The organism is Paenibacillus swuensis, from assembly GCF_001644605.1.
Classification (GTDB): domain Bacteria; phylum Bacillota; class Bacilli; order Paenibacillales; family DY6; genus Paenibacillus_N; species Paenibacillus_N swuensis.
Window position 1 is genome coordinate 1,904,258 of sequence record NZ_CP011388.1, and the last position, 26,773, is coordinate 1,931,030.

General features: G+C 49.1%; 26 protein-coding genes and 1 other annotated feature. Of the genes, 6 read left to right on the forward strand and 20 right to left on the reverse strand.

The window, feature by feature from the left end:
• Positions 1 to 3 precede the first annotated feature (3 nt).
• The 7 genes from SY83_RS08300 to SY83_RS08330 all read right to left on the reverse strand — a co-directional run bounded on the left by SY83_RS08300 (position 4) and on the right by SY83_RS08330 (position 8,197).
• A complete protein-coding gene (locus tag SY83_RS08300) occupies positions 4 to 1,524 on the reverse strand; it encodes a response regulator transcription factor (RefSeq protein ID WP_068610990.1) in 1,521 nt (506 codons plus the stop codon).
• 59 nt (positions 1,525 to 1,583) lie between these two features.
• Entirely contained in the window at positions 1,584 to 2,156 is a 573-nt protein-coding gene (locus tag SY83_RS08305) for a sulfite oxidase-like oxidoreductase (protein WP_068605817.1), read from the reverse strand.
• A gap of 41 nt (positions 2,157 to 2,197) precedes the next feature.
• On the reverse strand, positions 2,198 to 3,499 hold the full coding sequence (locus tag SY83_RS08310) for an MFS transporter (RefSeq protein ID WP_068605818.1): 1,302 nt from the start codon (positions 3,497 to 3,499) through the stop codon (positions 2,198 to 2,200).
• A gap of 12 nt (positions 3,500 to 3,511) precedes the next feature.
• The gene (locus SY83_RS08315) at positions 3,512 to 5,053 is read right to left on the reverse strand and encodes a leucyl aminopeptidase (protein WP_082882397.1); all 1,542 of its coding nucleotides are present in this window, start codon (positions 5,051 to 5,053) and stop codon (positions 3,512 to 3,514) included.
• 165 nt (positions 5,054 to 5,218) lie between these two features.
• Positions 5,219 to 6,865: an anti-sigma factor domain-containing protein gene (locus SY83_RS08320; protein WP_068605819.1), complete on the reverse strand. Its 1,647-nt coding sequence runs from the start codon at positions 6,863 to 6,865 to the stop codon at positions 5,219 to 5,221.
• A complete protein-coding gene (sigI, locus tag SY83_RS08325; RefSeq protein WP_068605820.1) occupies positions 6,858 to 7,667 on the reverse strand; it encodes an RNA polymerase sigma factor SigI in 810 nt (269 codons plus the stop codon). Before sigI ends, SY83_RS08320 begins: the two co-directional genes overlap by 8 nt.
• A gap of 101 nt (positions 7,668 to 7,768) precedes the next feature.
• Positions 7,769 to 8,197, reverse strand: a complete 429-nt coding sequence (locus tag SY83_RS08330; RefSeq protein WP_068605821.1) for a hypothetical protein — start codon at positions 8,195 to 8,197, stop codon at positions 7,769 to 7,771.
• A gap of 228 nt (positions 8,198 to 8,425) precedes the next feature.
• On the opposite strand from SY83_RS08330, the gene SY83_RS08335 reads away from it, so the two are divergent.
• The 3 genes from SY83_RS08335 (at position 8,426) to SY83_RS08345 (ending at position 12,718) form a co-directional block, all read left to right on the forward strand.
• On the forward strand, positions 8,426 to 8,632 hold the full coding sequence (locus tag SY83_RS08335) for a KTSC domain-containing protein (protein ID WP_068605822.1): 207 nt from the start codon (positions 8,426 to 8,428) through the stop codon (positions 8,630 to 8,632).
• Positions 8,633 to 8,759: 127 nt separating this feature from the next.
• The gene (locus tag SY83_RS08340; RefSeq protein WP_197479997.1) at positions 8,760 to 10,631 is read left to right on the forward strand and encodes a glycosyltransferase family 4 protein; all 1,872 of its coding nucleotides are present in this window, start codon (positions 8,760 to 8,762) and stop codon (positions 10,629 to 10,631) included.
• A 125-nt stretch (positions 10,632 to 10,756) separates the two neighbouring features.
• A complete protein-coding gene (locus tag SY83_RS08345) occupies positions 10,757 to 12,718 on the forward strand; it encodes a glycoside hydrolase family 15 protein (protein WP_068605824.1) in 1,962 nt (653 codons plus the stop codon).
• A gap of 66 nt (positions 12,719 to 12,784) precedes the next feature.
• On the opposite strand, the gene SY83_RS08350 is transcribed toward SY83_RS08345, so the two are convergent.
• Positions 12,785 to 13,003 (reverse strand): hypothetical protein, encoded by a 219-nt coding sequence (locus SY83_RS08350; RefSeq protein ID WP_157279822.1) that lies wholly within the window; start codon positions 13,001 to 13,003, stop codon positions 12,785 to 12,787.
• A complete protein-coding gene (locus SY83_RS08355; protein ID WP_068605826.1) occupies positions 12,984 to 13,190 on the reverse strand; it encodes a hypothetical protein in 207 nt (68 codons plus the stop codon). Before SY83_RS08355 ends, SY83_RS08350 begins: the two co-directional genes overlap by 20 nt.
• Before the next feature lie 166 nt (positions 13,191 to 13,356).
• Here SY83_RS08355 and SY83_RS08360 point away from each other — a divergent pair, with 166 nt between their 5' ends.
• Positions 13,357 to 14,052, forward strand: a complete 696-nt coding sequence (locus SY83_RS08360) for a LexA family protein (protein ID WP_068605827.1) — start codon at positions 13,357 to 13,359, stop codon at positions 14,050 to 14,052.
• A 69-nt stretch (positions 14,053 to 14,121) separates the two neighbouring features.
• Here the strand turns inward: SY83_RS08360 and SY83_RS08365 are convergent, their stop codons facing one another.
• Positions 14,122 to 14,670 carry a peroxiredoxin gene (locus tag SY83_RS08365; RefSeq protein ID WP_068605828.1) on the reverse strand — a complete coding sequence of 183 codons (549 nt, stop codon included), beginning with the start codon at positions 14,668 to 14,670 and terminating at the stop codon, positions 14,122 to 14,124.
• A 192-nt stretch (positions 14,671 to 14,862) separates the two neighbouring features.
• Positions 14,863 to 15,939 carry a 3-isopropylmalate dehydrogenase gene (leuB, locus tag SY83_RS08370; protein WP_068605829.1) on the reverse strand — a complete coding sequence of 359 codons (1,077 nt, stop codon included), beginning with the start codon at positions 15,937 to 15,939 and terminating at the stop codon, positions 14,863 to 14,865.
• 364 nt (positions 15,940 to 16,303) lie between these two features.
• Here leuB and SY83_RS08375 point away from each other — a divergent pair, with 364 nt between their 5' ends.
• The gene (locus SY83_RS08375; protein ID WP_068605830.1) at positions 16,304 to 17,218 is read left to right on the forward strand and encodes a transposase; all 915 of its coding nucleotides are present in this window, start codon (positions 16,304 to 16,306) and stop codon (positions 17,216 to 17,218) included.
• Positions 17,219 to 17,396: 178 nt separating this feature from the next.
• On the opposite strand, the gene SY83_RS08380 is transcribed toward SY83_RS08375, so the two are convergent.
• The 4 genes from SY83_RS08380 to ilvB form a co-directional block, all read right to left on the reverse strand.
• On the reverse strand, positions 17,397 to 18,950 hold the full coding sequence (locus SY83_RS08380) for a 2-isopropylmalate synthase (protein ID WP_068605831.1): 1,554 nt from the start codon (positions 18,948 to 18,950) through the stop codon (positions 17,397 to 17,399).
• A 106-nt stretch (positions 18,951 to 19,056) separates the two neighbouring features.
• Positions 19,057 to 20,049, reverse strand: a complete 993-nt coding sequence (ilvC, locus tag SY83_RS08385; RefSeq protein WP_068605832.1) for a ketol-acid reductoisomerase — start codon at positions 20,047 to 20,049, stop codon at positions 19,057 to 19,059.
• Between the two features lie 175 nt (positions 20,050 to 20,224).
• Positions 20,225 to 20,710, reverse strand: a complete 486-nt coding sequence (ilvN, locus tag SY83_RS08390) for an acetolactate synthase small subunit (protein WP_068610992.1) — start codon at positions 20,708 to 20,710, stop codon at positions 20,225 to 20,227.
• A 7-nt stretch (positions 20,711 to 20,717) separates the two neighbouring features.
• Positions 20,718 to 22,463 carry a biosynthetic-type acetolactate synthase large subunit gene (gene ilvB / locus SY83_RS08395; RefSeq protein WP_068605833.1) on the reverse strand — a complete coding sequence of 582 codons (1,746 nt, stop codon included), beginning with the start codon at positions 22,461 to 22,463 and terminating at the stop codon, positions 20,718 to 20,720.
• A 609-nt stretch (positions 22,464 to 23,072) separates the two neighbouring features.
• Here ilvB and SY83_RS08400 point away from each other — a divergent pair.
• Complete coding sequence (locus tag SY83_RS08400; RefSeq protein WP_068605834.1) at positions 23,073 to 23,525, forward strand: GNAT family N-acetyltransferase; 453 nt, start codon at positions 23,073 to 23,075, stop codon at positions 23,523 to 23,525.
• On the opposite strand, the gene SY83_RS08405 is transcribed toward SY83_RS08400, so the two are convergent.
• The 5 genes from SY83_RS08405 to SY83_RS08425 form a co-directional block, all read right to left on the reverse strand.
• Positions 23,522 to 23,872, reverse strand: a complete 351-nt coding sequence (locus tag SY83_RS08405; protein ID WP_068605835.1) for a hypothetical protein — start codon at positions 23,870 to 23,872, stop codon at positions 23,522 to 23,524. The genes SY83_RS08400 and SY83_RS08405 overlap by 4 nt on opposite strands.
• A gap of 163 nt (positions 23,873 to 24,035) precedes the next feature.
• Complete coding sequence (gene rplT, locus SY83_RS08410) at positions 24,036 to 24,395, reverse strand: 50S ribosomal protein L20 (RefSeq protein ID WP_068605836.1); 360 nt, start codon at positions 24,393 to 24,395, stop codon at positions 24,036 to 24,038.
• 37 nt (positions 24,396 to 24,432) lie between these two features.
• Entirely contained in the window at positions 24,433 to 24,630 is a 198-nt protein-coding gene (gene rpmI / locus SY83_RS08415) for a 50S ribosomal protein L35 (protein WP_068605837.1), read from the reverse strand.
• A 22-nt stretch (positions 24,631 to 24,652) separates the two neighbouring features.
• On the reverse strand, positions 24,653 to 25,150 hold the full coding sequence (infC, locus tag SY83_RS08420) for a translation initiation factor IF-3 (protein ID WP_068605838.1): 498 nt from the start codon (positions 25,148 to 25,150) through the stop codon (positions 24,653 to 24,655).
• 108 nt (positions 25,151 to 25,258) lie between these two features.
• Positions 25,259 to 25,386, reverse strand: a sequence feature (ribosomal protein L20 leader region).
• A gap of 58 nt (positions 25,387 to 25,444) precedes the next feature.
• Positions 25,445 to 26,683: a glycosyltransferase family 2 protein gene (locus SY83_RS08425; RefSeq protein ID WP_068605839.1), complete on the reverse strand. Its 1,239-nt coding sequence runs from the start codon at positions 26,681 to 26,683 to the stop codon at positions 25,445 to 25,447.
• Positions 26,684 to 26,773 lie beyond the last annotated feature (90 nt).

The following is a 26,773-nucleotide window of genomic DNA, read 5'->3' on the forward strand; positions in this document are numbered from 1 at the left end:
CTCTTATCGTAAATGTTGTTTCCTGTATTGGCTTGGCGATACGCCGGTAATCCGTTTAAACACTTTGCAGAAATAACTGTGATCGGCGTAGCCGACCAGCCCGCTGATTTCGGATATGGGCGCGGCCTCTGTAATTAACAAATCCGACGCTTTCTCAATCCGAATTTTGTTCACATACTCAATGAACCCTTCCTTGTTATGCGCTGTGAAGTAACTCGACAGATACGAAGGATTGAAATGAAAGTGTCTGGCCACCTCTGTCAAACTCAGCGGTTCGGCGTAATGCTCTTCAATATAATTCAGCAACATCTTCATATTCCCATTACCGGCGGGCTGCGTTTCGGAAGCCATATGGCGATGAACCTCATCCATGAATTGATGCCACAGCTTTAGTGCCTCCCCGACATGCCGCGCTTCATCCATTGCTTTGAAATAACTGTATTTCGCTTCTTCCAGCGCTTGAATTTTATAGTTCATGGAACTCAGTAACACTGTAATGTTAAATATAATGTTACTAAGAAATGACTTATACTCAAATACATCCATCGTATAGCAGAGAGACAACGCGTTAATATGATCATCAAGGTAAGCCAAGGCGTCATCTGTGCGTTCCCGCTTGAATTTCATCATAAACCGGTTTAAGTCAAACGCCTCCGCGCGCGGGGCCGGTTTGGGCAGTAGACTTCCGGACAAGAGATGCAGATCCGGGAAATAGAATCGATATTGCTGCAGCTTCGAGAGATCATCCTTATAAATCTTGCTTACTTCGTGCAACTCATCGAACGCAGGACTTAACAAGAAACAGGCTTCCGGAACCTCTTGCGTAAATGCCTGCATGACGGCTGAACATTGATCCATCTCCGCTTGCCCGGCGTTAAGGATATAGGTCGCAGTGGAAGAGAAAGGTTTAAGCGGGTAGATTACGGTGAGCGGAAGCTTGTTTCGTACAAACTTCTCCCAGTCCCCTTTAGCGCTCTCCGGTTCTATGCCTGCCAGTACGTATCGGGCATGGGGGAATGTTCGCTCCGCCATGTCCATATCTTGATCTGCGACCTCATACCCGTTTAACAATCTGTCCAGCGTCTGTTCCGGGGAGAAGGGAAGCGAGGGTTCCCGCGCGGAGATTCGCAAGGAGGGAATTCTGCTTGAGGCCGCTTTCAATACATGGAGCAACCCTTCCGCTTCCAGCTTCGGCTTCAGAATGTAGTCCGCGACACCGCTTTGGAACGTGGACCGCACATAGTTGTATTCACCAAAACTGCTTAAGACGATGACCTCAATCTCGGGATAGGCAGTCTTGATGACCCGGGTGAGCTCTTCGCCGTCCATGATCGGCATTACCATATCGGTAATGACAATGTGCGGTCTCTTCGCCTCGATGATGTCCAGCGCCTCTTGCCCGTTGGAAGCCTCACCGACGATTTCGAAGCCTTCCCGCTCCCAGTGAATATAATGTTTGATGCCTTGCCTGATGAGGATCTCGTCGTCAACAATCAATACTTTGCACAATACTTCCGATGACACAATGGTACCCCCTATCACATAGTAAAACGCCAGCCCCAGAGCTGACGTTTCATGCATTTTTAGTCGAAATCATACCTTTCCTCTTTCCAGGGATCTCCGTACATATGATATCCGTTCCGCTCCCAGAACCCCGGCTTATCCTTGGGCATGAATTCAATTCCCCGCAGCCACTTCGCGCTTTTCCAAAAGTACAGATGCGGCACCACCATGCGCACAGGATAACCATGGTCGGGCGTCAGCAATTCGCCGTTATGACGGAAGCCCAGGAAGGAAGTTTCCGCTAAAAAATCCTCAATCGGCAAGTTTGTCGTCCAACCTTCTTCGGCATGCAGCATCACATACTTGGCTTCCGGTTTGAGCTTCACCTTTTCCATAATGGCGGCGACCGGCACCCCTTCCCATACGTTATCCAGCTTCGACCAGGTGGTTACACAATGAATATCATTATGAAACTCTCGGGTTGGCAGCTTCATAAATTCCTTATAGGACAAGGTAATATCCTCTTCAACCAAACCGAAAATCCGCAGATCCCACTTGCTCATGTCGTTATAATAAGGAACGGATCCGTAGTGTAACACCGGAAACCCCTCGGTCAGCCGTTGCCCCGGCGGGGTGCGCTCACTTTTGTCCATGATTCAATCACTCCTTCTCTTATTGTATTTACCCCTAGCATTTACATAGATACAGAGTTCCCTGAGCCCTTCAACCACTTTATCTTCGGCTCCAGCAATATCTTTCTGCCTATCATCACCACAATCCCCAGCATTATCCCGCCAACTACGGCCGCGATGCCATAGGCTTCAATCCAGTTCGGCCAAGTACGCGCCCCCTTGAATAGCATGCCCCCGATCAGGGGCCCCAAGAACCCCGTAATTCCCGTCAAGCCTGAATACACCGCGATATAAATAGGAACATCGGCCCGTGGAGCATCCTCAATGATGAGGTTAAAGACCAGTTGGTTAAATCCTCCGGTACCAAATCCAAGCAGAATATGGATGGCCACCAACACAGGAAGAATCGGCAAGAGGCTGCCTGCTCCCCATAACAGACAAGAAAGACCTATCATCGGTAAGGTCCAAAACAACAAGGTGCGGGTCCGATAACGAGCGTTCAAATTCCCCCAGATGTAATAGCTGGCCATCATGACCAACATTTGCATCGTGGTAATGATGGAAACCCATTGAATGGAAATGCCGTGCACATCAAGCATCATATAGGAGAATAGAGGCACAACCGCATTTTGTAACAGAATCCAGAGCGCCAGAAACAACGATGCCTTAAAAAATGTCCGATCCTTGAAAGGCTTTAACAGCAGCTTGTAAGACTTGCTTTCACTCGCTTCGGCCATAGTCGGGTTGGGGTAGCAGGCCAAATAATAGATGTTGACGACTGTACAGATCAGGGCGATAGCATATAAAATCATAAATCCCGTTTCTTCCGGCCAACGATCCAGAATTTGTCCACCCACCAGAACAGCCAAGGCTGCCACAGCCCCATGAATCGTATTCCGAATTCCGAAATAGCGCCCTCTGACTTTAGCGGGAACGATATCCGCCACCAATGAGGTCCAGAACACGCCTGAAGCGGAAGCCATCACGAAGGATAACAGAAACATCCCGATAAACGTCCCGACCCACAACTCCTTGGGCATAAGGAAAGGAATGAATCCCGTCAAAGCCCACAGGATGCGGTGACTCCCTCCTAGCAGCACTAAAGCCAGTTTCCGGTTAGGGAACCGATGCATATAGAAAGCGATGAACAGTTGAATCAAATTGGCAAAAGCGGGGATCGCGAGCGCGATGCCCACTTGCTCTGAAGTAGCGCCCAGATACAACATATACCCTGTTAAGAACGGCCCACCCAGCAGGTTTCCGACCATTAAAGCCGGTACACCTTCCAGTGTAAGAGTTCTTAAGCTCCGTCGATTCACCGAAGGCGGTTTATGAAGCTGGGCAGCATTTCGGATCCTTTGCATAGTAGTTGCCCCTTATGTCAGGATAAGTTCAAGTACCGTGCGTACCATCGACCCCGTGGCTCCTTTAGGCTCCGTTCCCTTGTCGCTCCATAACCATGCGGTTCCGCCGGTATCCAGATGAATCCAGGGTGCGCCTTCAGCAAAGGTGCCGATGAACAATCCGGCGGTAATGGCCGCCGCCCACCGCCCTTGCGCGTTCTTGATGTCCGCTACGTCGCTCTTCAGCATATCCCAGTATTCGGGGTAAGAAGGGAGCGGCCATACCTTCTCTCCTGCGCGCTTGGAGGCGGCTTGAAGCTCATGCAGAAAAGTCTCGTCATTCGTTACAGCGCCCGTCGCCACATCCCCGAAGTTGATGAGAATCGCACCGGTTAACGTGGCGACATCAATCAGCTTCTCCGCTCCCAATTGTCTGGCGTAAGTCATGCCGTCCGCCAGCACAATCCGTCCTTCCGCATCCGTGTTCAATACTTCAATGGTGCGTCCGCTCATAGAGGTAATGACGTCCCCTGGTTTGAACGCGTTCCCCGCGGGCATGTTCTCAGCCGCGGGGATGACCGTAATTAGGTTTACCTTCGGCTTTAGGCGGCCGACTGCATCCATGACACCCAGCAACGTGGCGGCGCCGCCCATGTCGCTGATCATTTCCTCCATGCCTTCGCCTTTCTTAAGCGAAATACCGCCTGTGTCGAACGTGATACCTTTGCCGACCAGACCCAGCACATCCGTCCATTCGTCGGCGCCTTGGTATTTCATAACGATCATGCGCGGAGGATTTGCGCTGCCTTTTCCCACGGCAGCCAACCCTCCCATACCCAAGCGTTCAATCTCAACTTCATCATGGACCTCGCAGAACATGCCGTGCTTGGAGGCGATCCGGACCGCCTCCTCCGCCATCCCTTGCGGTGTCAGCAGATTGCCGGGCATGTTCGTGAGATCCCGAGCCACATTCGTAGCTTCACCGTAGACATTCCCTATGAGAAGTTCCCGAGCGGAAATTTCTTGCGCAGGGAGTTGTTTCGCCAGAATATTCACCTGTGTTAATCGGACGTCTTCAGATTTCAACATAGCGTAAGTCCGCATCCGGTAACTGCCTAAAGTGATTCCCTCGGCGATTTTACGCAACAGGATGCCATGATCCATAACCAAAGCGGTACTCGCTCCTGTAGCAGCACCCTGAACCCCGTTACTTTCAGGCAGCGGTGACAACGATACGGTTAACGTTTCAATCTGAAGTTTAAATGCCTCTTTCGCGGCGAAGACAGCTCCGTCTCGAAAAGCATCCTCATGATAAGGGTGGCCTCCGATGCCTGCCAATATCAAATAGTCGTAAGGAATAAGACCCAGTGTAGGTAACACTTTGACCTCGTGAGGCTCAGCTTTGAATAATTTATTGTCCTTCAGCCTTTGTATAGCAACGTCTAACTGCGGATGTATCCATGCGTCATGCTCCAACTCTTCTTTAGAAATATAAACAACTGCAGCCTGAGATCCTTGAAATGCAAGTACTGTATCCGCTTGCACTATTTTGAAATCAATTGATGTTCTTTCCATGGTGGGTACTCCTGCCTCTTATGTAATGTAATGCTTAGCCTTTAAACGAATTGTATCATAATCCCATAGGCATGCAAAAAAGGACAAGAGAATTAATTTCTCCTATCCTTTGAACAGAAATAAGCTCCGTATTCTCCTCGTTTAGAGAATGAGCTTTCATCGGGTTTAGTCATGGTGTGGGTTCTTTACGCCGGCGTACTTGTTGTTGTTCAAGGATGGGTTACGAACATTCTTATTATTCACGTCCGCGCCACCCTTGTTCTTGATCAGTTGCTCGTCGTTATCGTTGGATCTGTTCTTGTCATCATCATTGTCATCATTGTCATTATCATCGCTATTGTGCTTGGCATGATCTTTGCGCTTTTCTGCTTCTTTGCGCTTCTCTGCTTCCTTGCGCTTTTCTGCTTCTTCTTTGCGCTTTTCTATTTCTTCTTTTCGCTTCTCCGCTTCTTCTTTGCGCTTCTGATCTTCCCTGCCCTTCTCTTCCTCTTTGCGTTTAAGTTCTTCCAACTTCCTGAGGGCTTCTTTTTTTCTCTCCTCCTCCAGCTTATTGCGCTCGTTCTCAATGAGATTTACTAGACGATCCCGGTCTGACTCGGTTGTATTTTTAGAGTCGTCATCATTTTTAACGTCGTTTTTATCATCGTCTTGGTCTTTATCGTTTTCTTTGTTGTTCTTGTCATCTTTATCATTATCATCTTTTTTATCATTGTCTCTGTTTTTATCTTCTTTCTTGTGCCCGCTGGAAGTTTTGCCGTCTGTATGCTTTTTTAAGTGCTCCCTTGCTAATTGATCCAAAAGTTTCTGAAGCTTTTCGCGTTCCCGTTCCTCAAGCTGTTGCGATGTTTTTGTAACAATCGGTTGTACTACCTCTGCTTTCGGCTTCTCCGCAGCTTTTGACGGCTTCTCTTCATCTTTCGACGGCTTCTCCGACTTCTTCTCTTCTAAGGAATCATCCGTTTGAGGCTTCTTCTCAGCAGGGATTGACTGCTCAAGCATCCGCTTCAGTTCTATGGGATCCGAAGGCTGATCCATGATGACTTTGAGCTCTTTATGTTCTTTCACCATTTTGTGAATGGACTTCTGCTTGAATTCATCCAGCGGAATATCATTGCCTTTACTTTGCGATTGCAGATAATAGGCCATCTTTGCCGTGGACACACCGCTTTGCAGTGCTGCTTTGCGCATTTCCTTAGGTGTTTCTATCGCGGTTACCGGATAAGCCTTTAGCTTCTTGGCAACCACCCGCTTTTCAATGCTCTCGGTTACTTTTTTCTTCACTTTTTCGGTCAAAAGGTGCTGAGCTGTCCTAGTCTTCTCTTCCAGCATCCAAGTACTGGATATGACGATGTCCCCGTCTTCCTGGTCGAGATAACCTTTCTGTCCAGCCTGATCCATGATGATCCCGGTCGCCTGATCTAATGACGAACCCCTGATTTCCAGTTTATCCAATAGTTGTATACCGTCATCGTTGATTCCGCGCACTTCAATAACATTCTCATTCGTGTCGATGCCCAGTTCCACACTGGGATTAATATCCAGAGTAACATAAGCCGCTACGATCGGTTGGGAAGGCTTGGCTCCGAAACCGCCTGAAGCAGAGAAGATGACAAGAAACAGGATGACCGCTGCCGTAGCCGCGCTGAATAAAGCATGCATAGAGCCTTTGCGCCAGGTGTTAGCGGCGGGGCAATCTACCTCATCACCAATGTGAATATCTTGGGGTGAACGTCTAATCTTTCGAAATTGGCCGTCAGGTGTCATGACGATAACGCTCTTCGTGCCCAACTCCATTACGATGCCTTTATTCATGTTCCTTGCTCCCTTCTGCGGAGTCCATTATATGTAAGTAATCAATTAAATATGGAAAGTTACCGTTAAAGATAACAGAAATCGCAATGATGTATTTACGATTACGTTCCAGCGTTTTTCGGGAGACTTCGACTTTCTCTAGAAGCTCTTTGATGGGCAATGTTTTTTTGGTCATAAGTATGGAGAACAGCGTTTCGTCTTCAGAAAGAATTTTACCTATTCGAAAAAACATTTGCCTGGAATCCGTATGCTTTGGCGAGTTGTTTACAAGATCCTGAAAAGTAATGCCGAACCGGGAAAGCTTCTCCGTAAATTGCAGAATTTCATTGCATCGCTCTTCGCGGATTCGTTCCTTCTCGTACTCATGAATCGCCTGATGCACCTCAATCGGATGCAATTGCCCGTCCTCTTCGTCCTCAGCATCGAACGCGCTGTAAGGAACTTGCTGCAGAAATCGTTGCTCCTTGCGCACATAGTCAATAAGACGGCGCCGAATCACCGTTTCCGCAAACCCGATGAATGATCGGCCTGCGCCCGGAACGAACTGATTAATGGCTTCGTTAAAGGCATTCAATGCTATGCTAAACTCATCGTCCTTCGACGGATCAATGTAGCGTTTACTAAATCGGCTTGCGGCTTTAACAACATAAGGCTGATAGTCCGTTATAAACTGATTGCGCAGACGTAAATCACCCTGTTGAATCCGAAGAACTTGCTCCTCGGCTGTTTCTGTCAGGGGTTCTGCTCCGGATTTGTGAGATTGGTGCTTCCCAAGAAATTTCTTAAAGAGTAGTAATAACAACCTTTCCACCTCACACCATAGAATTCGTTCCCATCGGACGAAATACGGGGGGTATGGCACAAAAAGAAAAAAACGCCTCCCAACAGGAGACGTTCGGTGCTTTAGCGTAAGCCGCCCATTTTCTTCTTGTTCCTCAGTTTGGCCCTTCGAGAGCTTAAAGTTCCCAGTCGTTCCTTCAACTGGGATTCCCATTCCGTGTCCTGCAGGGACTTCGCGACGCTGAGTAAATCCAGCGCCATGTCAATCTGATTGCGTACAACCTCCAAGGGATCTTCCTGTTCATGATTGACGCAGTTCTCATATAGTTCATGATCCGCCTTCGGATCAATATAATCGTCGAAATCGACTTCGGGTGCTCCGTCACCGATGGCGTACTCGGATAGGATTTCGTATTCGTTTTCTGCCATGTAGTGAACCTCGATCTTATGGCATACCGGACAGAATAACAACGGAACGTTGTGAATATGGGTACGCATCTGTTTCAGCGTTCCTTTGGTACCAATCATACTGGCGCCGCAACAAAAACTCATATTCTGATACCCCCTAACGTGGTAAGCACAGCCTTTAAGAATAAATATTCTGCACAGAGGTACAACATTCCTTTTTAAACTTTACCTTCTTTTGGATGGAAAGAAAACCCCCAAATGTTTACAGGGTGCAACCTTCAGTTGTACAAATTCTAATTATTAAGGCGTTTTCATAGGCTAAAACAACCGATAAAAACGGATTAACCACGACTTAACGAAGGGGCGGTTGTTATGAATATCATACCCATCGGGTCCAAGCAAATCAGTTACATCCGTTATGATTCCTGCACGCATGAATTGGTGGCGCATTACCATACAGGCGAAGTCCGAACCTATGCGTCCATAAGTGAGCAGGAGTATGATTTACTGGTGCGTTCTTGCAATAAATATGACGCGTTCGTTTATATTACACAAACTCACGGGGATCTGCACGGCTGAAAAATTACAGCCGTTTGTCAGGTCCCTTCCTCTGAGTGAGGCGTCATCCGTGCAGCCGATGATTTGTAATGCTACAATAGAAGGAACGCGAATCTACGGAATGAAAGAGCGCACGGGAGTGTACGATATGGACAAACAGTCTGACGTTAAATCTGCCCCAAACAACGATACGTATTTAACTTATGCCGTAACCCCCGAAGGGGACATTGCCTGGGAATGGAATGTGTCTTCGGCTATGCAAGCCATGATTACAAGGCATATGAAACAACCATGGCATGAAATCCCGTTGGTGATGCGAACCTACACCTTATCTTCGGATGACCGGGAGGCGGCCTATGAAGATTTCCCGATTAGCGATGAACCTTTAGCGGTTAATAGAACAAGGTGCGGGCTAACCTCTCCTTGGGCCGAGCTAGGTTACCTATCGCATGGGAATCCGTTTATCCCGATCTTACGTTGCGGCCAAGATCCCGATAAGCCGTTTCCTATTATTATATCGACCGGGGACATGTCAAATGTAACAGTAGGCGGTTGGTGGGGTACTGAAGTTTTTGACGGGTATGGTTTAGGGTATAAAGGGAATGATGGGCTGCCCCCGCGGTCAGACGATTCAGCCATGGGTAGACCGCCTTCATACGCAGCACCTTCATCATTCAGCGCAGCCCTGTCTTCAATGAGCGCAGCCCTGTCACCATTCAGCGTAGCACCGTCTTCAATGAGCGCAGCCCCTTTACCTTCAGCTGTATCCCGTGGTTGCAAAAGTAATTTTCCCGCTGTACTGATGCTTAGTTGGGAGTACCCGCCCCATGTTGTTGGAGGATTGGCCGCTTCTGTGGAAGGGTTGTCCCGCGGACTGTCCAGGCTAGGGTGGGAGGTTCATGTGCTCACGATCCAAACGGAGCATGCCCCCGCTTATCAATGGAGCGACGGCGTTCATATTCACAGAGAGCCTGATTTACGTTCAGCTACCCCTCTCCCCTTCATGGAATGGGTGTTCGCGATGAATCTGGCTTTCTTGCGAGGCGCGGAGAGGTTGACCCGCGAAGGCTGTCGGTTCGGGCTCATCCATGCCCACGACTGGTTAACCGGCGCAGCCGCGGCCCAGCTTAAACAAAGCTGGAAGGTACCGCTTGCCGCCACAGTCCATTCGACCGAGGCGGGCCGTTCTTTAGGTCATCAAGGAAGCCGAGGTCAGATGGCTATCCGCGAAGCCGACCGCGCCCTGGCGTATGAAGCGGATCATGTTCTCGTCTGCAGCCGCTATATGGCTGCTGAGATCTTCGCGGAGACGGGAATTTCAGTGTCGAAGCTTACGGTTGTGCGCAATGGCGTGGATGCTGAAGCATGGGCCGGGCAGGACGCTGCCGGCGACCCGAAGGACATCCGTGAAACAAGCCATGGCTTCGTTGGCGAGGCGGCTGACTTGTCCAGTCGGTTCGAGCCAGCCGGCGCCGGGGAGCAACACATCGTGTTCCTCGGCCGGCTCGTTCACGAGAAAGGCGCGCAATACTTGCTGCGCGCCATGCCGCTCTTGCTGCGGCGATGCCCGCAGGCGCGGCTGACGCTCGCCGGCGCGGGCCCGTACGAGCCGCAGCTGCGCGCGCTCGCCGCGGAGCTCGGGCTCGCCGCGCCGCGCGTGCGCTTCGCCGGCTTCGCGGGCCCCGCCGCGCGCCGCGCGCTGCTCGCGGGAGCGGCCGTCGTCGCCGTGCCGAGCCTCTACGAGCCGTTCGGGCTCGTAGCGCTCGAGGCGATGGCGGCGGGCCGCCCGCTCGTCGCCTGCGCCAGCGGCGGCCTGACCGAGCTCGTCGAGCATGGCGTCGACGGGCTTCTGGCTGCGCCGCGCAGCGCGGAGGCGCTGGCGGAGCAGCTGGCCGCCGTGCTTGGCGACGGCGCGCTCGCCGCGCGGCTCGCGGCAGGGGCTCAGCGCAAAGCGCTGAGCTGCGGCTGGGCGGAGCCGGCCGCCGAAGTTAGCCGCTTGTATGCGCGGCTGTTAAACTGATGTTTTTTGGTGCAATCTGATGAAACTTGCACATTTAAGTAGGCAAGGCCGTGCCCTTTTGCTACACTATTGCTAAATCATTACAGAGAAATCAATAATGTTCCTATGGATAAGGAAGTGGTAGAGTGCCTAGACACTTAGTCGTTGGAAACGGAAAATTTCTGGTCAATCTGGATCAGAACAGCTATATTCGAGACATTTACTATCCTTATGTCGGCCAGTTAAACCATGTCAGCGGCTACAAGTTTCGGGTCGGTGTCTGGGTAGACGGTCGGTTCAGCTGGCTCAGTGACGCCGGTTGGGAGTTTAAGTTGGCCTATGCCGAGGATTCACTGGTTACGGAAGTAACCGCGGTGCACGCGGAATTGGGTATTTCCCTGCTTATGAATGACGGTGTCCATCAACGGGACAACATCTATCTCAAGCGGATTGCCATCCGTAATGAAGCTTCCACAGCCCGCGAAGTTCGATTGTTCTTCAACCAGGATTTAGTCATTAACGAGACGGAGGTCGGCGATACTTCCTGCTACTATCCTTATAACAATACCGTTTTTCATTACAAAAAAGATAAATACTTCATGTTCAACGGCATGACCTCTAACAGCGGTATATTTCAATACACAACAGGCGTGAAACGGTTCCACAACGCCGAGGGCACATGGAAAGATGCCGAGGATGGACATCTCATGGGTAACCCTATTGCCCAAGGCTCTGTGGACAGTACGCTTTCCCTCAGATTAGTCCTTGCGGGCGGCGAAGAACAAGATGCTTATTACTGGATGAGCGCCGGCGGCAGCTTGGAAGAGGTTAAGAAACTGGATGCTTATGTAAAGGATAGTCATCCGGGGAAATTATTGGATCGCATTCGGATCTATTGGCAGCGATGGGTGAACAAGGCGGACCGGGACTTTGCCGATCTTGGCGAGGGTGTTGAGCGATTATTCAAGCAGAGTTTGCTTATTGTTCGCACCCAAATTGATCAGAACGGCGCAATCATTGCCGCTAACGATACGGATATTCTGCAATATAACCGGGATCATTACAGCTATATGTGGCCTCGCGACGGCGCGCTGGTTGCTTACTCCATGACGGTTGCGGGTTACCAAGGCATGATTGAGCCTTTCTTCCATTTCTGCGCCGCGGCCCTGACCCCGGAAGGCTACTTGCATCACAAGTATAACCCGGACGGTACGGTAGGCTCTTCCTGGCATCCTTACGTTCACAACGGGATGGAGCAGCTTCCGATTCAGGAGGATGAAACAGGACTGGTTCTGTTTACGTTATGGCAAGATTATTTGCATCATGGCGATATCGAACTGCATCAGTCTCTATACCGGACGTTAATCCGCAAAGCGGCCCGTTTTCTTGTAGAATATATGGAACCGACTTTGGGGCTGCCCAAGCCAAGCTATGACTTGTGGGAAGAGCGTTACGGTATTTACACCTTCACGACTTCGGCCGTGTATGGCGGACTTGTGGCTGCGGCCAACTTCTCGAATTTATTCGGTGACGACCGCAGGTGCCAGCAATATCGTAATGCCGCGGAAACTGTGAAAGCCGGGATTCTGAAGCATCTATGGAATGAAGAGGAAGGCCGTTTCGCCAGAGGTCTCTTCCTGAAGGACGGTCGTTGGGAGCAAGATATGACGCCGGAAAGCAGTGTGTACGGCATCTTCGAGTTTGGCGTGTTACCAGCTGCCGATGAACGTGTGGCGCGGACCATGAAATCGATTAAAGAGAAGCTGTCCGTGAAGACTCAAATCGGCGGAATTGCACGTTACTATCACGATTACTATTTCCAGCGTTCTTCGGACATTGAACAGGTACCGGGAAATCCCTGGATCATCTGTACCTTATGGGTTGCGGAGTACGAAATCGAAGCCGCACAGTCGTTAGCCGATCTGGCAGCACCCAAAGCGACGATTGACTGGGTTGTGGCCCATGCGATGGAAAGCGGAGTCCTGTCCGAGCAGTTGGATCCTTTTGACGGAAGTCCGGTGTCCGTAGCTCCGTTGACCTGGTCTCATGCCACGTTCGTGCTGGCCTGTACCAAATATATGAAGAAATACAAAGAGCTGTCCAAGTAAAATCCAATTACTCTAAATTACCTTAAAGGGAGTCCAATCAGGGCTCCTTTTTTTGCTATTAGCCTTCTACTCTCCGACCATCGTTTCATCCAGTATTCTTTGTGTCATCGCTCGTATTGTCTCCTGTGCCTTAAAGTCTTGGATCATTCTGGCCGCGTCCCTTCCTTTCATTAATTGACTGACGTATAGTATCCGGCTTTGACCGCTGGGGCGATTTAAAATTTCTTTGGCCAGCTCTGTGTTAGGATCCATCATCCAACCTGCCTTATTTGATAAAATCATCAAACGGAATGCCCTTCTGAATACAATACTGCCTCAACTTGCCAAGAAACACAGGACCCGCCTTGCTATCCTTGTTAATCAATTTGTGCAGCTGCGAAACCTGCACGTCCAGGATCCGCGCCAACTCCCGATAATTACCCGCCGCCTCTTCATCTAACAGCTTGCGCACTCTGATTTTATTGATCTCCAATACCCTGCCTCCTCTTACATTACCTGTAGACAACACTCAATTTAGTAAAATCTACCACAAAACATTTCCTGCAGTCAACGGACTCGCAACAAATGTTGCCTACAGAGAACACTTCGGTTATACTGAGCTTAGATTGGTAATGTATCAAAGAGGGGGCGAGAGAGTTTTGAGTCATTTTCACAAAGAGGGCTTTGCTGCCTTGTTATCCGCGGCCAAAGGAAGTCGTTCCCTGAATGCCTATGCGCACGACGCCGGCGTTTCCAGCTCTTATTTGTCCCGTTTAACCAGATCATTGGTAGACGCGCCTCCTGAGGCCGGGACCATCCGAAAGTTTGCGGATGCGGCGTGGCACAATGTAAGCTATGAAGATCTGATGAAGGCAGCGGGTCATTGGAAATCGGACCAGACTTATATAGAAAGTTCGGATGTTACCCCGCAAGGACAATGGTCCGAAACACGAGCAACTTACCTCTCACCACCCGTAGCCATTCCCATACTAAGCCGGATCCAAGCTGACCGTTCGCTTCCTGAGCAGGATGCTATTCAAGGACAAACCTATATATCTTTAGACGGCACTTCATCCAAAGCATGCTTTATATTCATAGCCCAAGAGCACCTCTTATCTTCCTCGCGTATTCTTCCAGGAGACAGGGTTCTTGTTGACCCTCGTCAACCGATTGACAGCGGTGATATTGCGCTTTTACATTATCAGTCTGCAGATGCGGTATTGAGACGTGTTCACTTTGTGGATAATCAACTGGTGCTTACAACCGACACTCCCTTAACCCCGCCGATCTTAACGGCAGCTAAACATGTTCGATTGCTGGGCAAGGCCATTACCGCCATGATTCGTCTAACTTAACGCCAAAAAAGACCTCCGAGATTACTCTCGAAGATCTTCCTAGGTAATACACTCAATATAAATTTTAGCTTATTTCGCTACCAAGTTCTTGTCGCCTGGTTTCCAGTTCATTGGGCACAGTCCGCCGGATTGCAGTGCTTGAAGTACGCGAAGAGTTTCGTCTACGCTGCGTCCGATGTTGTTATGGTTTACTACTTGGTATTGAAGTTCGCCTTCAGGGCTGATAATGAATAGACCGCGCAATGCTACGCCTTCTTCTTCAATCAGAACACCGTAGTCGCGGGCAACCGACTTGTGGATGTCAGCAGCAAGCGGGAAGTTCAATTGGCCAAGGCCGTTTTCAGCTACAGGCGTATTGATCCATGCGCGATGAGAGTGAACGCTGTCTGTGCTAACGCCAAGAATTTCAGCGTCAAGACCCTTAAACGTTTCAGCCGCGGCACTCATGGAAGTGATTTCTGTAGGACATACAAATGTGAAGTCCAGTGGGTAGAAGAACAGGACCAGCCATTTGCCTTTGTAATCGGAAAGAGAAACTTTACCAAAGTCCTTACCGTTACCTGTTGCTGTTTCCATTGTGAAATCTGGAGCTTGTTTACCAACTAAAGTTTGTGCCATTGAATAATTACCTCCTCTAAAATTCTCTACATGAGAAATGTTATCATCCGCCATAGCGCTTGTCAATATTAAAACAAATATTAAATAAGAATGATTCTAAATAAGAACTTTACGCTCAAAATAAATCCCCGAAGCCATCAGGATGTTGACATATCATATCTCAACACCCCGCTTGACCCGGGGACTTTATGTTTATTTCATAGCTGCAACGATGAGGTCTCCCATGACCGTCGTGCCGATGGCGCTGTTCTTGTCAACAGCGATATCACCCGTCCGGTGACCTGCATCCAGCACGTTCTTCACGGCTTCTTCAATGGATGCTGCCGCATCTTCGTAGCCGAAGGTCAGGCGGAACATCAAGGCTACCGATAAGATCGTTGCAATCGGATTCGAAATGCCTTGACCCGCGATATCCGGCGCGGAACCGTGTACCGGCTCATATAAGCCGAAGCTGCCTTCGCCCAGGGAGGCGGAGGACAGCATGCCGATCGAGCCGGTCAGCATCGCCGCTTCATCGCTTAGAATGTCTCCGAACATGTTCTCGGTGACAATGACGTCGAAGCTCGAAGGGCGGCGGAGCAGCTGCATTGCGCAGTTGTCGACGAGAACGTGTTCCACCTCAACGTCCGGGTACTCCGGTGCGATGCCGTTTACAACTTCGCGCCATAGGCGGGAGGTCTCCAGCACGTTGGCTTTGTCGACCGAGGCCAGCTTGCGGCGGCGGGTTCTTGCGATATCGAACGCTTGTCTGACGATACGATCGATTTCGGTTACGTTGTACACGCAGGTGTCTACTGCTTCTTGACCTTGTACGCCTTCACGGCGGAACTTATCGCCGAAGTAGATGCCGCCCGTAAGCTCGCGGACAACGATTAAGTCCGTACCTTCGAGAACTTCAGGCTTTAAAGTGGATGCTTCTTTAAGGCAGTCGAATACGGTTGCGGGGCGTATATTGGAAAATAATCCAAGCGCCTTACGGATACCTAGCAAACCGGTTTCCGGGCGAAGCTCCTTCGGGTTGTTGTCCCACTTGGGACCGCCTACCGCGCCGAGTAACACAGCGTCCGCGCCTTTACAAAGTTCCAGCGTTTCTTCCGGGAGTGGTGTGCCTTTCTCATCAATGGCAATTCCTCCGAATAATCCGTGGGCTGTTTCAAATTTATACCCGAACAACTCTTCTGTTCTTTTTAAAACTTTTTCTGCCTCTGCTACAACCTCAGGTCCGATCCCGTCTCCGGCAAGGACTGCTATCTTTTTGACCTCTGACATATGTATCCGCTCCTTTTCGCTTATCAAACGATATAAGAATATTGTTGCATATATAGTCGATTAGGGGAAAGATATTAAATCTATCAACACTATAGGTTTAACCTATTAGCATGTGGGAGGAGGGCGTTGGATTTTGGGACATTAGTACTTGAAATCAGAACGTTCGTTTGAGCATTATAGGTGTCCTTATTCCCGCCAGTGTTGGGGTATCCCGAAGACTCAGTTTCATGGATTTGTGCTTGATCTTAGCGGACTTTTAATTTATTCGTCAAATTTAAAAATAATACTTGCAAACCAAACCTATGCTTGGTAATATTTACTTATACAAGAACAAATGTTCCTATTTATACTTCGGGGGTTGCCCATGCCGGATGCGGATATCACTTTTGAACAGTTTAGAAGTAAGTATAACTGTGAGTCTGTTTGTGTTTCAGTGCTGCATGCCGCGAAGTGGCCTAAGGGCTTTCAATGCCCCCGTTGTGCCTGCCGACACGTAACTGTAATTACGACTCGGCGCTTACCTCTATACGAATGCAGAGGCTGCAGATATCAGTCATCGCTCCTGCGCGGTACGGTGATGGAAGGCAGCCGAACTTCATTACATAAATGGTTTCAAGCTCTGTTTCTGATTGGAAGTCCTACATGCTACATTAATGCCGTACAACTATCCGAATTCATCTCGGTCACTTACAAGACAGCCTGGCTCATTCTACACAAACTCCGTCATGCTATTCGACATGGAGACGCATCTAAACTCCTTACGGGACTTGTTGAAGTCATCTCTACTGTTTATAATCCTCGTGACTCTTTCTTTAGATGGACGGAGCGTAAGCCTAAGAAGCATCAGCACCCTGTTATTGTTGGAGCGGGCTCTTATGGCGGAGACAAGTATGTGAAGCTCAAACAAGTTTATACTTCTCCCGAACACCGCAACAGAGCCATGGATCACTCTGACTTTGCTCAATTCCTCCATGACCACGTTCATTCAACTGTGAAGTTTCCTATTGTACATAACCAATTTAATCACCACAAAGCCTGTGATACCTTGAACATGATCAGCGACTCCGTGACCCAACGAATTAATCAGCGATACTTTGGGGTGAGCGGGAAACACCTTCAAGCTTATCTGGATGAGACCAGTTTCCGTTTAAACCATACTCTGAGACCTAATCGCGCAATTAGCCGACTTTTCAAAATGTTCATCACTACGTCCACGATTACATACAAACAACTCATCGCTTCTACTGTCCCAACTATGACGCGTGAATCGGCTGCATAACCGTGGTTCTAGATTAACTGGACAGTTTCATCAACCATCTGCCCCAAAACTGAGTCGACGGGATACCCCAACACGTGGCTCGGAATAAGAGTAGCAGCTATCAGCAAGTAGCCAGCAGCCCCAGTAACCTCAAACAAAAAGAACCACACCTGATTACAGTGCGGTCCATAAGTTTAGGTTACTTGAAAGAAATCTCTCCGCTGGCAGAACCTTTAGACTGCTTACGTTTTTCGATCATCCGGTTGACGCCGTCCAGGTAAGCTCGCGCGCTCGCCTCCAGAATATCCGTGCTTACACCGCGCCCTTGTACGGAAACCCCGTTCTGTTTCAACAATACATGTACTTCGCCCAAGGCGTCCTTCCCCTGTGTGACGGATTTAATCGAATAATCGGAGAGCTCTACTTCTTCTTTCGTCGCACGATCCAGCGCTTTATAGATTGCATCGACCGAACCATTTCCCAAAGCAACCTCTTCGATAACTTCACCCTCATGCGTATGAACACGAACGGTTGCCGTTGGCACGGATTGGTTTCCATAGGACACATGGATAAAGTCTAACGCGTACATTTCAACTGTATCCACCAGCTTTTCTTCTACTATCGCCCGAATGTCTTCTTCGGTAACGATTTTTTTCTTATCAGCCAGCTCTTTGAACTTCGCGAAAGCGATGTTTAACTGCTCCTCTGACATGCCTTCATAACCAAGCTCCGCCAGGTTCTCACGGAATGCATGGCGACCGGAATGTTTACCGAGAACCAGCTTGCTTTCTTTCAAGCCAATTGTTTCCGGAGACATGATCTCGTACGTTGTTTTCTCTTTCAACATACCGTCTTGATGTATTCCGGACTCATGTGCAAATGCGTTCGCCCCGATGATTGCCTTATTCCCTGGCACCGGCATTCCCGTTAACTTACTGACCAAGCGACTTGTGCGGTAGATTTCGTTCAGTACGAGCGATGTCTTCGCGCCATAGAATTCCTGACGCGTCTCCAGCGCCATGGCTACTTCCTCGATGGCTGTGTTCCCTGCGCGTTCACCGATTCCGTTAATGGTTCCTTCAATTTGATCGGCACCGTTCAGAATAGCTGCCAACGCGTTGGCCGTAGCCATGCCTAAATCATCGTGACAATGTGCGCTGAGCTGTATCTTCTCGACCCCCGGAACTTGCTCCTTCACGGTCTTGAATATGTTACCGTACTCATAGGGCGTCAAAAATCCAACCGTATCGGGGATATTCACCACTTTGGCACCTGCACGAATCGCCATCGCTGTCACTTCACAGATAAAATCCAGTTCCGTGCGGCCCGCGTCTTCCAACGAAAATTCAATTTTGTCAAAATATTTCGAAGCATACTTAATCGCTGCCTCCGCCGCTTCCAACACTTGCCCTTTATCCATCCGCAGCTTGTGCTCTCGATGGATAGGCGACGTTGCCAGAAAGAGATGCAGGCAAGGGTCCGCAGCACCAACTAATGCTTCACGGACCGCGTCTATATCACCTTCACGTGAACGGGACAGACCAATTACCGTCGCATTCTTAACCGCACGGGCAACCGCGTTCACCCCCGCTAAATCACCCGGAGAGGCTGCCGGAAATCCAGCCTCAATCCGGTCAATCCCCAGCTTTTCCAATTGGAGCGCAATCTCCACCTTTTCCTTCACATTCAGATTGACACCCGGAGATTGTTCACCGTCGCGCAGCGTAGTATCAAAAATATAAATTTTACGCATTCCTCGCCACCTCCTTCTTAACGATAAAAGGGAAGCCCCCGCACTCCTTACGGGTGTAAACGGGAACTTCCCAAATTATGAGACTCTATTTATATAAAAGATATGATTACTTTTTGATCCAATGCATCATTTCACGAAGTTGACCGCCGACTTGCTCAATCGGGTGTTCCGCCTCGTTACGGCGTGTAGCTGTCAGGAAAGCACGGTTGGATTGATTTTCAAGAATAAAGTCACGTGCGAATTTACCTTGCTGGATATCCGTCAAAACACGCTTCATTTCGGCTTTAGTCTCAGCGGTTACGATTCTAGGACCCGTTACATAATCGCCGTATTCAGCTGTGTTGGAAATGGAATCGCGCATAGAAGCCAGTCCGCCTTCATAAATCATGTCTACGATCAATTTCAGCTCATGCAAACACTCAAAGTATGCCATTTCAGGAGCATATCCTGCTTCTGTCAATGTTTCAAAGCCTGCTTTCACCAACGCGCTCACACCGCCGCAAAGAACAGCCTGCTCACCGAACAGATCCGTTTCGGTCTCTTCCCGGAAGCTTGTTTCGATAACGCCTGCGCGTGTACAACCGATACCTTTGGCGTAAGCAAGTCCGATGGCTTTCGCATTGCCTGTACCGTCTTGGTGAATGGCAATCAGGCCGGGTACGCCGAAGCCTTCAACATATGTACGGCGAACCATGTGTCCCGGGGACTTAGGAGCAACCAACAATACGTCAGCATCTTTAGGCGCTACAATTTGTCCAAAGTGAATGTTGAAACCGTGGGAGAACATGAGGGCAGCACCTTTTTTCAAATTCGGAGCCACTTCTTCATTGTACACTCTCGCTTGCGTCTCATCCGGCATCAAAATTTGAACAACATCCGCACGGCTTGCAGCTTCCGCTACAGAAACAACTTCGAATCCGTCATTCTTCGCTTTATCGAAAGAGCTTCCTTCACGCAATCCGATAATAACGTTTAATCCGCTGTCACGCAGGTTTTGTGCTTGTGCGTGGCCTTGGGAGCCGTAACCGATTACCGCGATTGTCTTGCCTTGAAGAACACCAAAGTCTGCATCTTTTTCATAAAACATAGTAACTGCCATGTATAATTCCTCCTTAGATTTTGGGCCCTTAAATGGGGGGTTGAAAAGACTTTGACCTATTATAGCGCTAAATCAGTAGAGTTGCACAGCATTACTTGATTAAACTACGCAGCCGCACTTCCGCTCAAATCTCCTCAACCCCCCATTTAAAGACGGGGTTATGTTACTCGAATATTTACTTGATATTTCCTCTAACCATCGCTGTAACTCCTGTACGGCTTAACTCAACAATCCCATAAGGTTGCATAAGCTCAATCATAGCGTCAATCTTGTCCGTGTCCCCTACCGCCTGAACCATCATCGATTCCGTACCGATGTCCACGACAGCCGCGCGGAATGTGTCGACAATGCCCATAATCTCCGGACGTCTCTCGGGCAAAGCCGTAACTTTAATGAGCGCCAACTCCCTGGCAACCATCGGATTCGAACTGATATCATCCACTTTAATGACGTCGATCAGCTTATACAGCTGTTTGCTCATCTGATCCAGCATCTTGTCATCACTGGTCGTGACAATCACCATCCGGGATAGTCCCTTCTCCTCGGATTGACCGACCGTGATGCTTTCAATATTGAAACCCCGGCGTCCGAACAACCCCGAGACGCGCTGCAGCACGCCCGGTTGGTCATTCACAATAACGGCAATCGTATGTTTACGCATAGTCATATTACGCATCCCCCATGATCATCTGGCTAATGGAATCGCCTGCTTTTACCATCGGGAATACGTTCTCTCCCTTGCGGACAACAAATTCCACCACGGCCGGTCCCGGCGTATTCAGAGCTTCTTGCCATGCTCGGCTCGCTTCTTCTTTGTTCGTCGCGCGGAAACCTTTCACTCCGTAAGCTTCTGCAAGCTTTACAAAGTCCGGGCTGCCGGCCAGATCGATATGGCTGTAACGGTTGTCATAAATAATCTCTTGCCACTGGCGAACCATGCCCAGTACCTGATTATTGATGATAACCACTTTCACCGGAATGTTGTTGATGGCGCAAATCGCAAGCTCTTGCGCGCACATCTGCATCCCGCCGTCTCCGTTGATGGATACAACCAATCGTTCCGGATGCGCCATCTGAGCGCCGATCGCGGAAGGAAAACCGAAGCCCATCGTTCCCAGCCCGCCGGATGTGATCCAGGATCTCGGCTGATTGAACTTGTAATACTGCGCTGCCCACATCTGATGCTGTCCTACGTCGGTGGAAACAATGGCTTCCCCGTTCGTCGTCTCGTGAATCATCTCGATTACCCACTGCGGCTTCAGTTCTACTTCTGAATCCTCATAGCTTAAGGGATAATCGCGCTTGTTGGCTTGGATTAAAGAGCGCCATGCTTCCGCTTTCGTTGCCGGCTTCGCCGCCTGGTTCACAGCGGTGAGCACCACCTTGATATCTCCGTGAATGCCGATATCCGTCGGCACATTCTTGCCGATCTCGGCCGGGTCGATATCAATATGGATGACCTTCGCTTGCTGCGCGAAAGCCTCAAGCTTCATCGTTACGCGGTCATCGAACCGCGCACCGATGTTAATTAACAGATCCGAATTTTGGATGGCCATGTTAGCGGTATACGTACCGTGCATACCGGGCATTCCCATCCAAAGCTCATTACCGCTTGGGAAGCCGCCCAATCCCAGCAATGTCGTCGTTACCGGAATATTCGTCTTCGTGACGAATTCCAGTAACTCGTTGTGAGCGCCGGAGTATACAACGCCTCCGCCTGCCAGAATTACCGGGCGCTCCGCTTCCTGAATGGCCTGGATCATCGCCGTGATCGCTTCTCCGTTCGGCTCGGCTGGCGCGTCGTACCCGCGGATAACCACGGGCTCAAGCGCCGGAACGAACGTCGTCTTCTGCGCAGACACGTCTTTCGGGATATCGATCAAAACCGGTCCTTTACGTCCCGTGTTGGCGATATGGAACGCCTCGTGGATAATCCTCGGCAAATCCGCCGCATCGCGCACCAGATAGCTGTGCTTCGTAATCGGCATCGTGATGCCGGTAATATCCGCTTCCTGGAAAGCATCGGTTCCGATAAACTGTTGAGCCACATTTCCTGTGATGACTACCAACGGAACCGAATCCATATATGCGGTAGCAATGCCTGTTACCAGGTTCGTTGCTCCCGGACCGGAAGTTGCGATACATACGCCCGGTTTCCCGGTTGCTCTTGCGTAACCGTCCGCCGCGTGAATAGCTCCTTGCTCATGCCTTGTCAGCAGATGGTTGAAATCCGTGAACCCGTGCATAGCGTCGTAAATGAATAACACCGCGCCGCCAGGGTAACCGAACACGCAATCGACACCTTCTAACAGCAAGCTGCGCAGCAGAATTTCAGAACCTGTAATGACATCCGGTTTCATCCATTTCTCTCGCAATTCTTCTTTGGACCGCATCGTCGCTTGACCACTACTCATAAGTCATCCTCCTCGATCTATAGTTGCCGTTCCCGGCGTTACACCCATGTGTTCACACAAAAAAACCTCAATCATCCCAAACGCATAGCGTATGCGGGACGAAAGAGGTTGTCGCTTCCGTGGTACCACCCAAGTTTGTCGCTCATCTCGCGATAAGCAACCTTAGCAGGTTTGACGCCGTCATGAAACACGGTTCAAACCTTCAGCATGTTAACGTATGCCAATCCGATTTCTCCTAATAACCGCACGCGTTCCGGTGCGTCTTTCAGAGAAACAGCTCCGAGGTGAGCTCGTATAGAAAGGATTAAGGCGTCGATTTCAGCAGGTTCGACACTCTCTGGAACTTAAGGGCCTTTCAAACTTCGTCCTCTTCATAGCCGATCAAATGTAATGTGTAATTTAGAGTTAATTATATGCAGTCATGTAAGGTGTGTCAATAGGATTTGCAATAAATAATTATAATAGTCTTAATTATCTAAATATATTGGACATTTTATTTCAAGTACCCATTCCGCCGGGTTCCTGCCAAATTTTCATCGAAAACGAACCCCAATGCCCCTGCCCACATACACTGCGTAAAGGACAATAAGGGAGGGATAATTCAAGCCCATGATTCGCTACCGGCAACCCCTGAAGGATGACAAAGCCATCTGCGGTTTAGTGTTTAGAGAGCTGCTTCCGGTTTCTTACAAAATACGCGACAACATTGACATTGACTATAGATTTGTACAAAAGGATGTTAAAAAACGACTATACAAGGGAACCACCTTCGTGGCCGTTAACCGCCAAAAGGTGCCGTTCGCTTTCATTCATCTCATCCCAAAAAAAGAAGAGCTTTTCATCGACATGCTGGCCGTCGATAAGAAGCTCCAGAGCAAGGGTTGGGGCGCGCGTTTGCTTTCCTTAGGAGAACGCTACGCCGCGGCCCGGAATATGCGCTCGGTCACATTGTTCGTGGACATCCTTAACAGTAAAGCACAGCGCTTCTATGCAAGCAAAGGATACCGTTTGCAGAGCTTTCATCCGCAGATCCAGTGCTATCGGTTGACGAAATCGCTTTAGAAGAAGAACGGGTCCCGTCCGCCGAAACCGCCTCCACCGAAGCCGCCGCCGAATGGCCCTCCGAAACCGCCGCCTCCGAACGGACCGCCGAAGCCGCCGCCAAACGGACCTCCAAACCCTCCGCCAAAGCCGCCTCCGAAAGGTCCTGTGCCGATTGCCAACAGATCAAACAGTACAAGAGGTATAAACGCGGTGGTTTTCGCCTTTTTGCTTTTGCGCTGCAGGACAAGCTCTGAACCTTTGATACGCACCAATTTGCCGGTAACGACTGTACCGTCTTTTTTCAAAGCATAAATGTTCTTGCCCAATAGTTCTCTAGCCTGTTGCTTCGTAACTGTTTTCCGCATGATATACGCTCCTCTCTTCACTTGAGACTATACAGCGTATGCCGGACGTAGGTTCACCGCTTGTACCCTCGTCTATCGATTAGAAAGATAGGTTTATAGACAGATATGATTCACAGTAAGAAAAGAACAAAAAATCCCCTCCGAAGAACGGAGAGGATTGGAATTACGCGTTTAATTTCTGTTTGGCAACGCCTGCAAGGTCGTTAAATGCTTTCAGGTCGTTTACTGCAAGATCAGCAAGCATCTTACGGTTCACTTCAACACCTGCAAGTTTCAAGCCGTGCATGAATTTGCTGTAGGAAAGACCGTTAGTGCGGGCAGCCGCATTGATACGAACGATCCACAATTTACGGAAATCACGTTTTTTCTGACGACGGTCACGGTATGCATACAGCAGGGACTTCATTACCTGTTGATTTGCTGTTTTGAAAATTCTATGTTTAGAGCCAAAGTAACCTTTAGCCAATTTCAAGATTTTTTTGTGACGACGACGCGTTACGAACCCGCCTTTTACTCTTGCCATTGTTGTTCTACCTCCTGGATTTTTAAGTTAATAGATTTTAGAGTTGAGCCAGACCTTGTTTCAAGCGGCTAGCATCGCCTTTAGCCATGTTCGGGCTAGTGGAAAGTACGCGCTTCTGGCGGTTGGACTTTCCGGAAAGAAGATGGTTTTTGTAAGCTTTATGTCTCTTGATTTTACCTGTGCCTGTTACTTTAAAGCGGTCTTTAAGACTGCTGTGTGTTTTCATCTTTGGCATCTGGAGTTCCTCCTAAATGATATTATTGGGGTTTAGGTCCTAGAATCATAATCATGCTGCGGCCTTCCAGCTTCGGAGCGCGTTCTACAACGCAGATCTCTTCAACTTCTCTTGCCGCTTTCTCAAGAACACGACGTCCGATCTCGGAATGCGTGATTTCACGACCGCGGAAACGAATCGTGCACTTCACTTTATCGCCGTCTTTCAGGAACTTCACGACGTTGCGCAGCTTCGTCTGATAATCGTGATCCTCGATTGTAGCGCTGAAACGCACTTCTTTCAATTCAACGATCTTCTGATTCTTGCGTGCTTCTTTTTCTTTCTTCTGCATTTCGTAACGATATTTACCGTAGTCCATAATGCGGCAAACCGGCGGTTTGGCAGTAGGTGCCACGTTAACCAGATCCATATTCAAATCAATCGCCATCTGTAAAGCTTCACGAAACGGCTTAATCCCGATTTGCTCACCCTCCGGTCCAACAAGACGGACCTCTTTGGCACGAATTTCTTCGTTGATCATGTTATCCTTACTAATAATCTTCCACCTCCGAGTGTGAATGCTAGCATAATAGCCCCAAAAAGTGATGTAAAGACTCTGAAGTTTACTTCCATACTTCTTGGGGATCCCGCATAATAAAAAGGATGCAGGCGCAAAGGCCCACATCCTTATGATCAAAGTTAATTACATACTTCGTTCATCGCAACCAGCCGACTGTTCATCGATCAGGTGAGAAGCGGGCGCTTCTGCTTAAACAACAATTCACTTAAAATAATATACCATCCACAAAACCCCGTGTCAACCTTCGCAGTTTTCCTAAATTTGCTTGCTTTGAATTTCTTCCAACCGCATAACCCGGGTATGCTGTGTATGGCTCCATTGCTTGTTATTCTGTGTGAAGAATGCGTAGAACGTAATGGGAACCCATGAAAGCATGAAGAACGGGAACGTGAAGAACGACAAGTACACTTTTACCGATTTCACTCCTTCAAGAATCAAGGCCAACGGGAAGTGAATCAAGTTGATCGCTGTAAAGATGATCGGTACCCACAGCGGCAAATAATAATACATGGACGTAAAGGCTGGCTCGCTGGCAAACAATTGATCCGCCATCAGCACCACCGTCGTAATAGTACTCAATAATACGTTATATACAGTAATGGTATAAAGCGCTGTGTCGAATTTAGTTAAACTCTTATCCTTAATACTTTGCCATAGCAACGGGAAGAAGTACTTTCTGGCCACTGTGAAATGACCTTGCATCCATCTCAACCTCTGTTTAGCGGATGCGCCGAACGTAAGCGGCTTCTCGTCATACACTTTGGCATCGTAGTTAAACTTCGGTTTAACTCCCCGCTGTACGCAACGCACGGTGAATTCCAGATCCTCTACCAAGCTTGTCGCGCCCCAGCCCATTTCCTTCAGCAGCTGGTGATCAAAGCACATTCCGGTGCCGCCGAGAAAATTGGCCATGTTCAGGTTGGTTCTCGGCAACTGCCACAGACGGTTGCAGAACCAGTAAGTGATCCCGTAAGCGGACGTAATCCAGGAATCCTCAGGGTTCTTCGTATCCAGGTAACCCTGAATCACTTGGGAACCTTGCAACAGATCGGTATTCATCTCCATCAGATAGTTCTCGCTGACCAGGTTGTCCGCATCGAGGATTACAATCGCGTCATAATCCCGGGGAGCTCTCGTCAGCTCCTTAAGCATCCACTCAATGGCATAGCCTTTGCCGCGCAATACTTTATTATTGCGGACCGCGGCGTTAACACCCATCTTGCGGGAAATCTGCGCCGTGCTGTCTGTACAGTTATCACAAATCACATGGATGTCGTATAATTCTTTAGGATAATTCAGATTCTTCAAATTCTCAATCAACGGACCGATAACCTGTTCCTCATTATGTGCGGCTACGAGAATCGCGAATGTTTTGTCCGGCGGTAATAAACTTCTCGACTTTTTGCGATAATAACCGAAAAAGGTCAATATCAGTTGATACACACCCACAACTGCAAGATAAATTTGCGCGCTTAATAAAAGCGTGTCCAGCATGGTTCTTTAACCCCCTTGTTTAATACGATCCCGTGTTCTCTCTCTCTCTATAGGACGTTCGTATATGACCCTTTATTTGAATCCTAATTA

Coding starts and splice junctions, on each gene's coding strand:
- SY83_RS08305 (WP_068605817.1), bottom strand. CDS start 2,156: ATGGACAAAAGTGAGCGCACCCCGCCGGGGCAACGGCTGACCGAGGGG.
- SY83_RS08310 (WP_068605818.1), bottom strand. CDS start 3,499: ATGCAAAGGATCCGAAATGCTGCCCAGCTTCATAAACCGCCTTCGGTG.
- SY83_RS08315 (WP_082882397.1), bottom strand. CDS start 5,053: ATGGAAAGAACATCAATTGATTTCAAAATAGTGCAAGCGGATACAGTA.
- SY83_RS08320 (WP_068605819.1), bottom strand. CDS start 6,865: ATGAATAAAGGCATCGTAATGGAGTTGGGCACGAAGAGCGTTATCGTC.
- SY83_RS08330 (WP_068605821.1), bottom strand. CDS start 8,197: ATGAGTTTTTGTTGCGGCGCCAGTATGATTGGTACCAAAGGAACGCTG.
- SY83_RS08335 (WP_068605822.1), top strand. CDS start 8,426: ATGAATATCATACCCATCGGGTCCAAGCAAATCAGTTACATCCGTTAT.
- SY83_RS08340 (WP_197479997.1), top strand. CDS start 8,760: ATGGACAAACAGTCTGACGTTAAATCTGCCCCAAACAACGATACGTAT.
- SY83_RS08365 (WP_068605828.1), bottom strand. CDS start 14,670: ATGGCACAAACTTTAGTTGGTAAACAAGCTCCAGATTTCACAATGGAA.
- leuB (WP_068605829.1), bottom strand. CDS start 15,939: ATGTCAGAGGTCAAAAAGATAGCAGTCCTTGCCGGAGACGGGATCGGA.
- SY83_RS08375 (WP_068605830.1), top strand. CDS start 16,304: ATGCCGGATGCGGATATCACTTTTGAACAGTTTAGAAGTAAGTATAAC.
- SY83_RS08380 (WP_068605831.1), bottom strand. CDS start 18,950: ATGCGTAAAATTTATATTTTTGATACTACGCTGCGCGACGGTGAACAA.
- ilvC (WP_068605832.1), bottom strand. CDS start 20,049: ATGGCAGTTACTATGTTTTATGAAAAAGATGCAGACTTTGGTGTTCTT.
- ilvN (WP_068610992.1), bottom strand. CDS start 20,710: ATGCGTAAACATACGATTGCCGTTATTGTGAATGACCAACCGGGCGTG.
- ilvB (WP_068605833.1), bottom strand. CDS start 22,463: ATGAGTAGTGGTCAAGCGACGATGCGGTCCAAAGAAGAATTGCGAGAG.
- SY83_RS08400 (WP_068605834.1), top strand. CDS start 23,073: ATGATTCGCTACCGGCAACCCCTGAAGGATGACAAAGCCATCTGCGGT.
- SY83_RS08405 (WP_068605835.1), bottom strand. CDS start 23,872: ATGCGGAAAACAGTTACGAAGCAACAGGCTAGAGAACTATTGGGCAAG.
- rplT (WP_068605836.1), bottom strand. CDS start 24,395: ATGGCAAGAGTAAAAGGCGGGTTCGTAACGCGTCGTCGTCACAAAAAA.
- rpmI (WP_068605837.1), bottom strand. CDS start 24,630: ATGCCAAAGATGAAAACACACAGCAGTCTTAAAGACCGCTTTAAAGTA.
- infC (WP_068605838.1), bottom strand. CDS start 25,150: ATGATCAACGAAGAAATTCGTGCCAAAGAGGTCCGTCTTGTTGGACCG.
- SY83_RS08425 (WP_068605839.1), bottom strand. CDS start 26,683: ATGCTGGACACGCTTTTATTAAGCGCGCAAATTTATCTTGCAGTTGTG.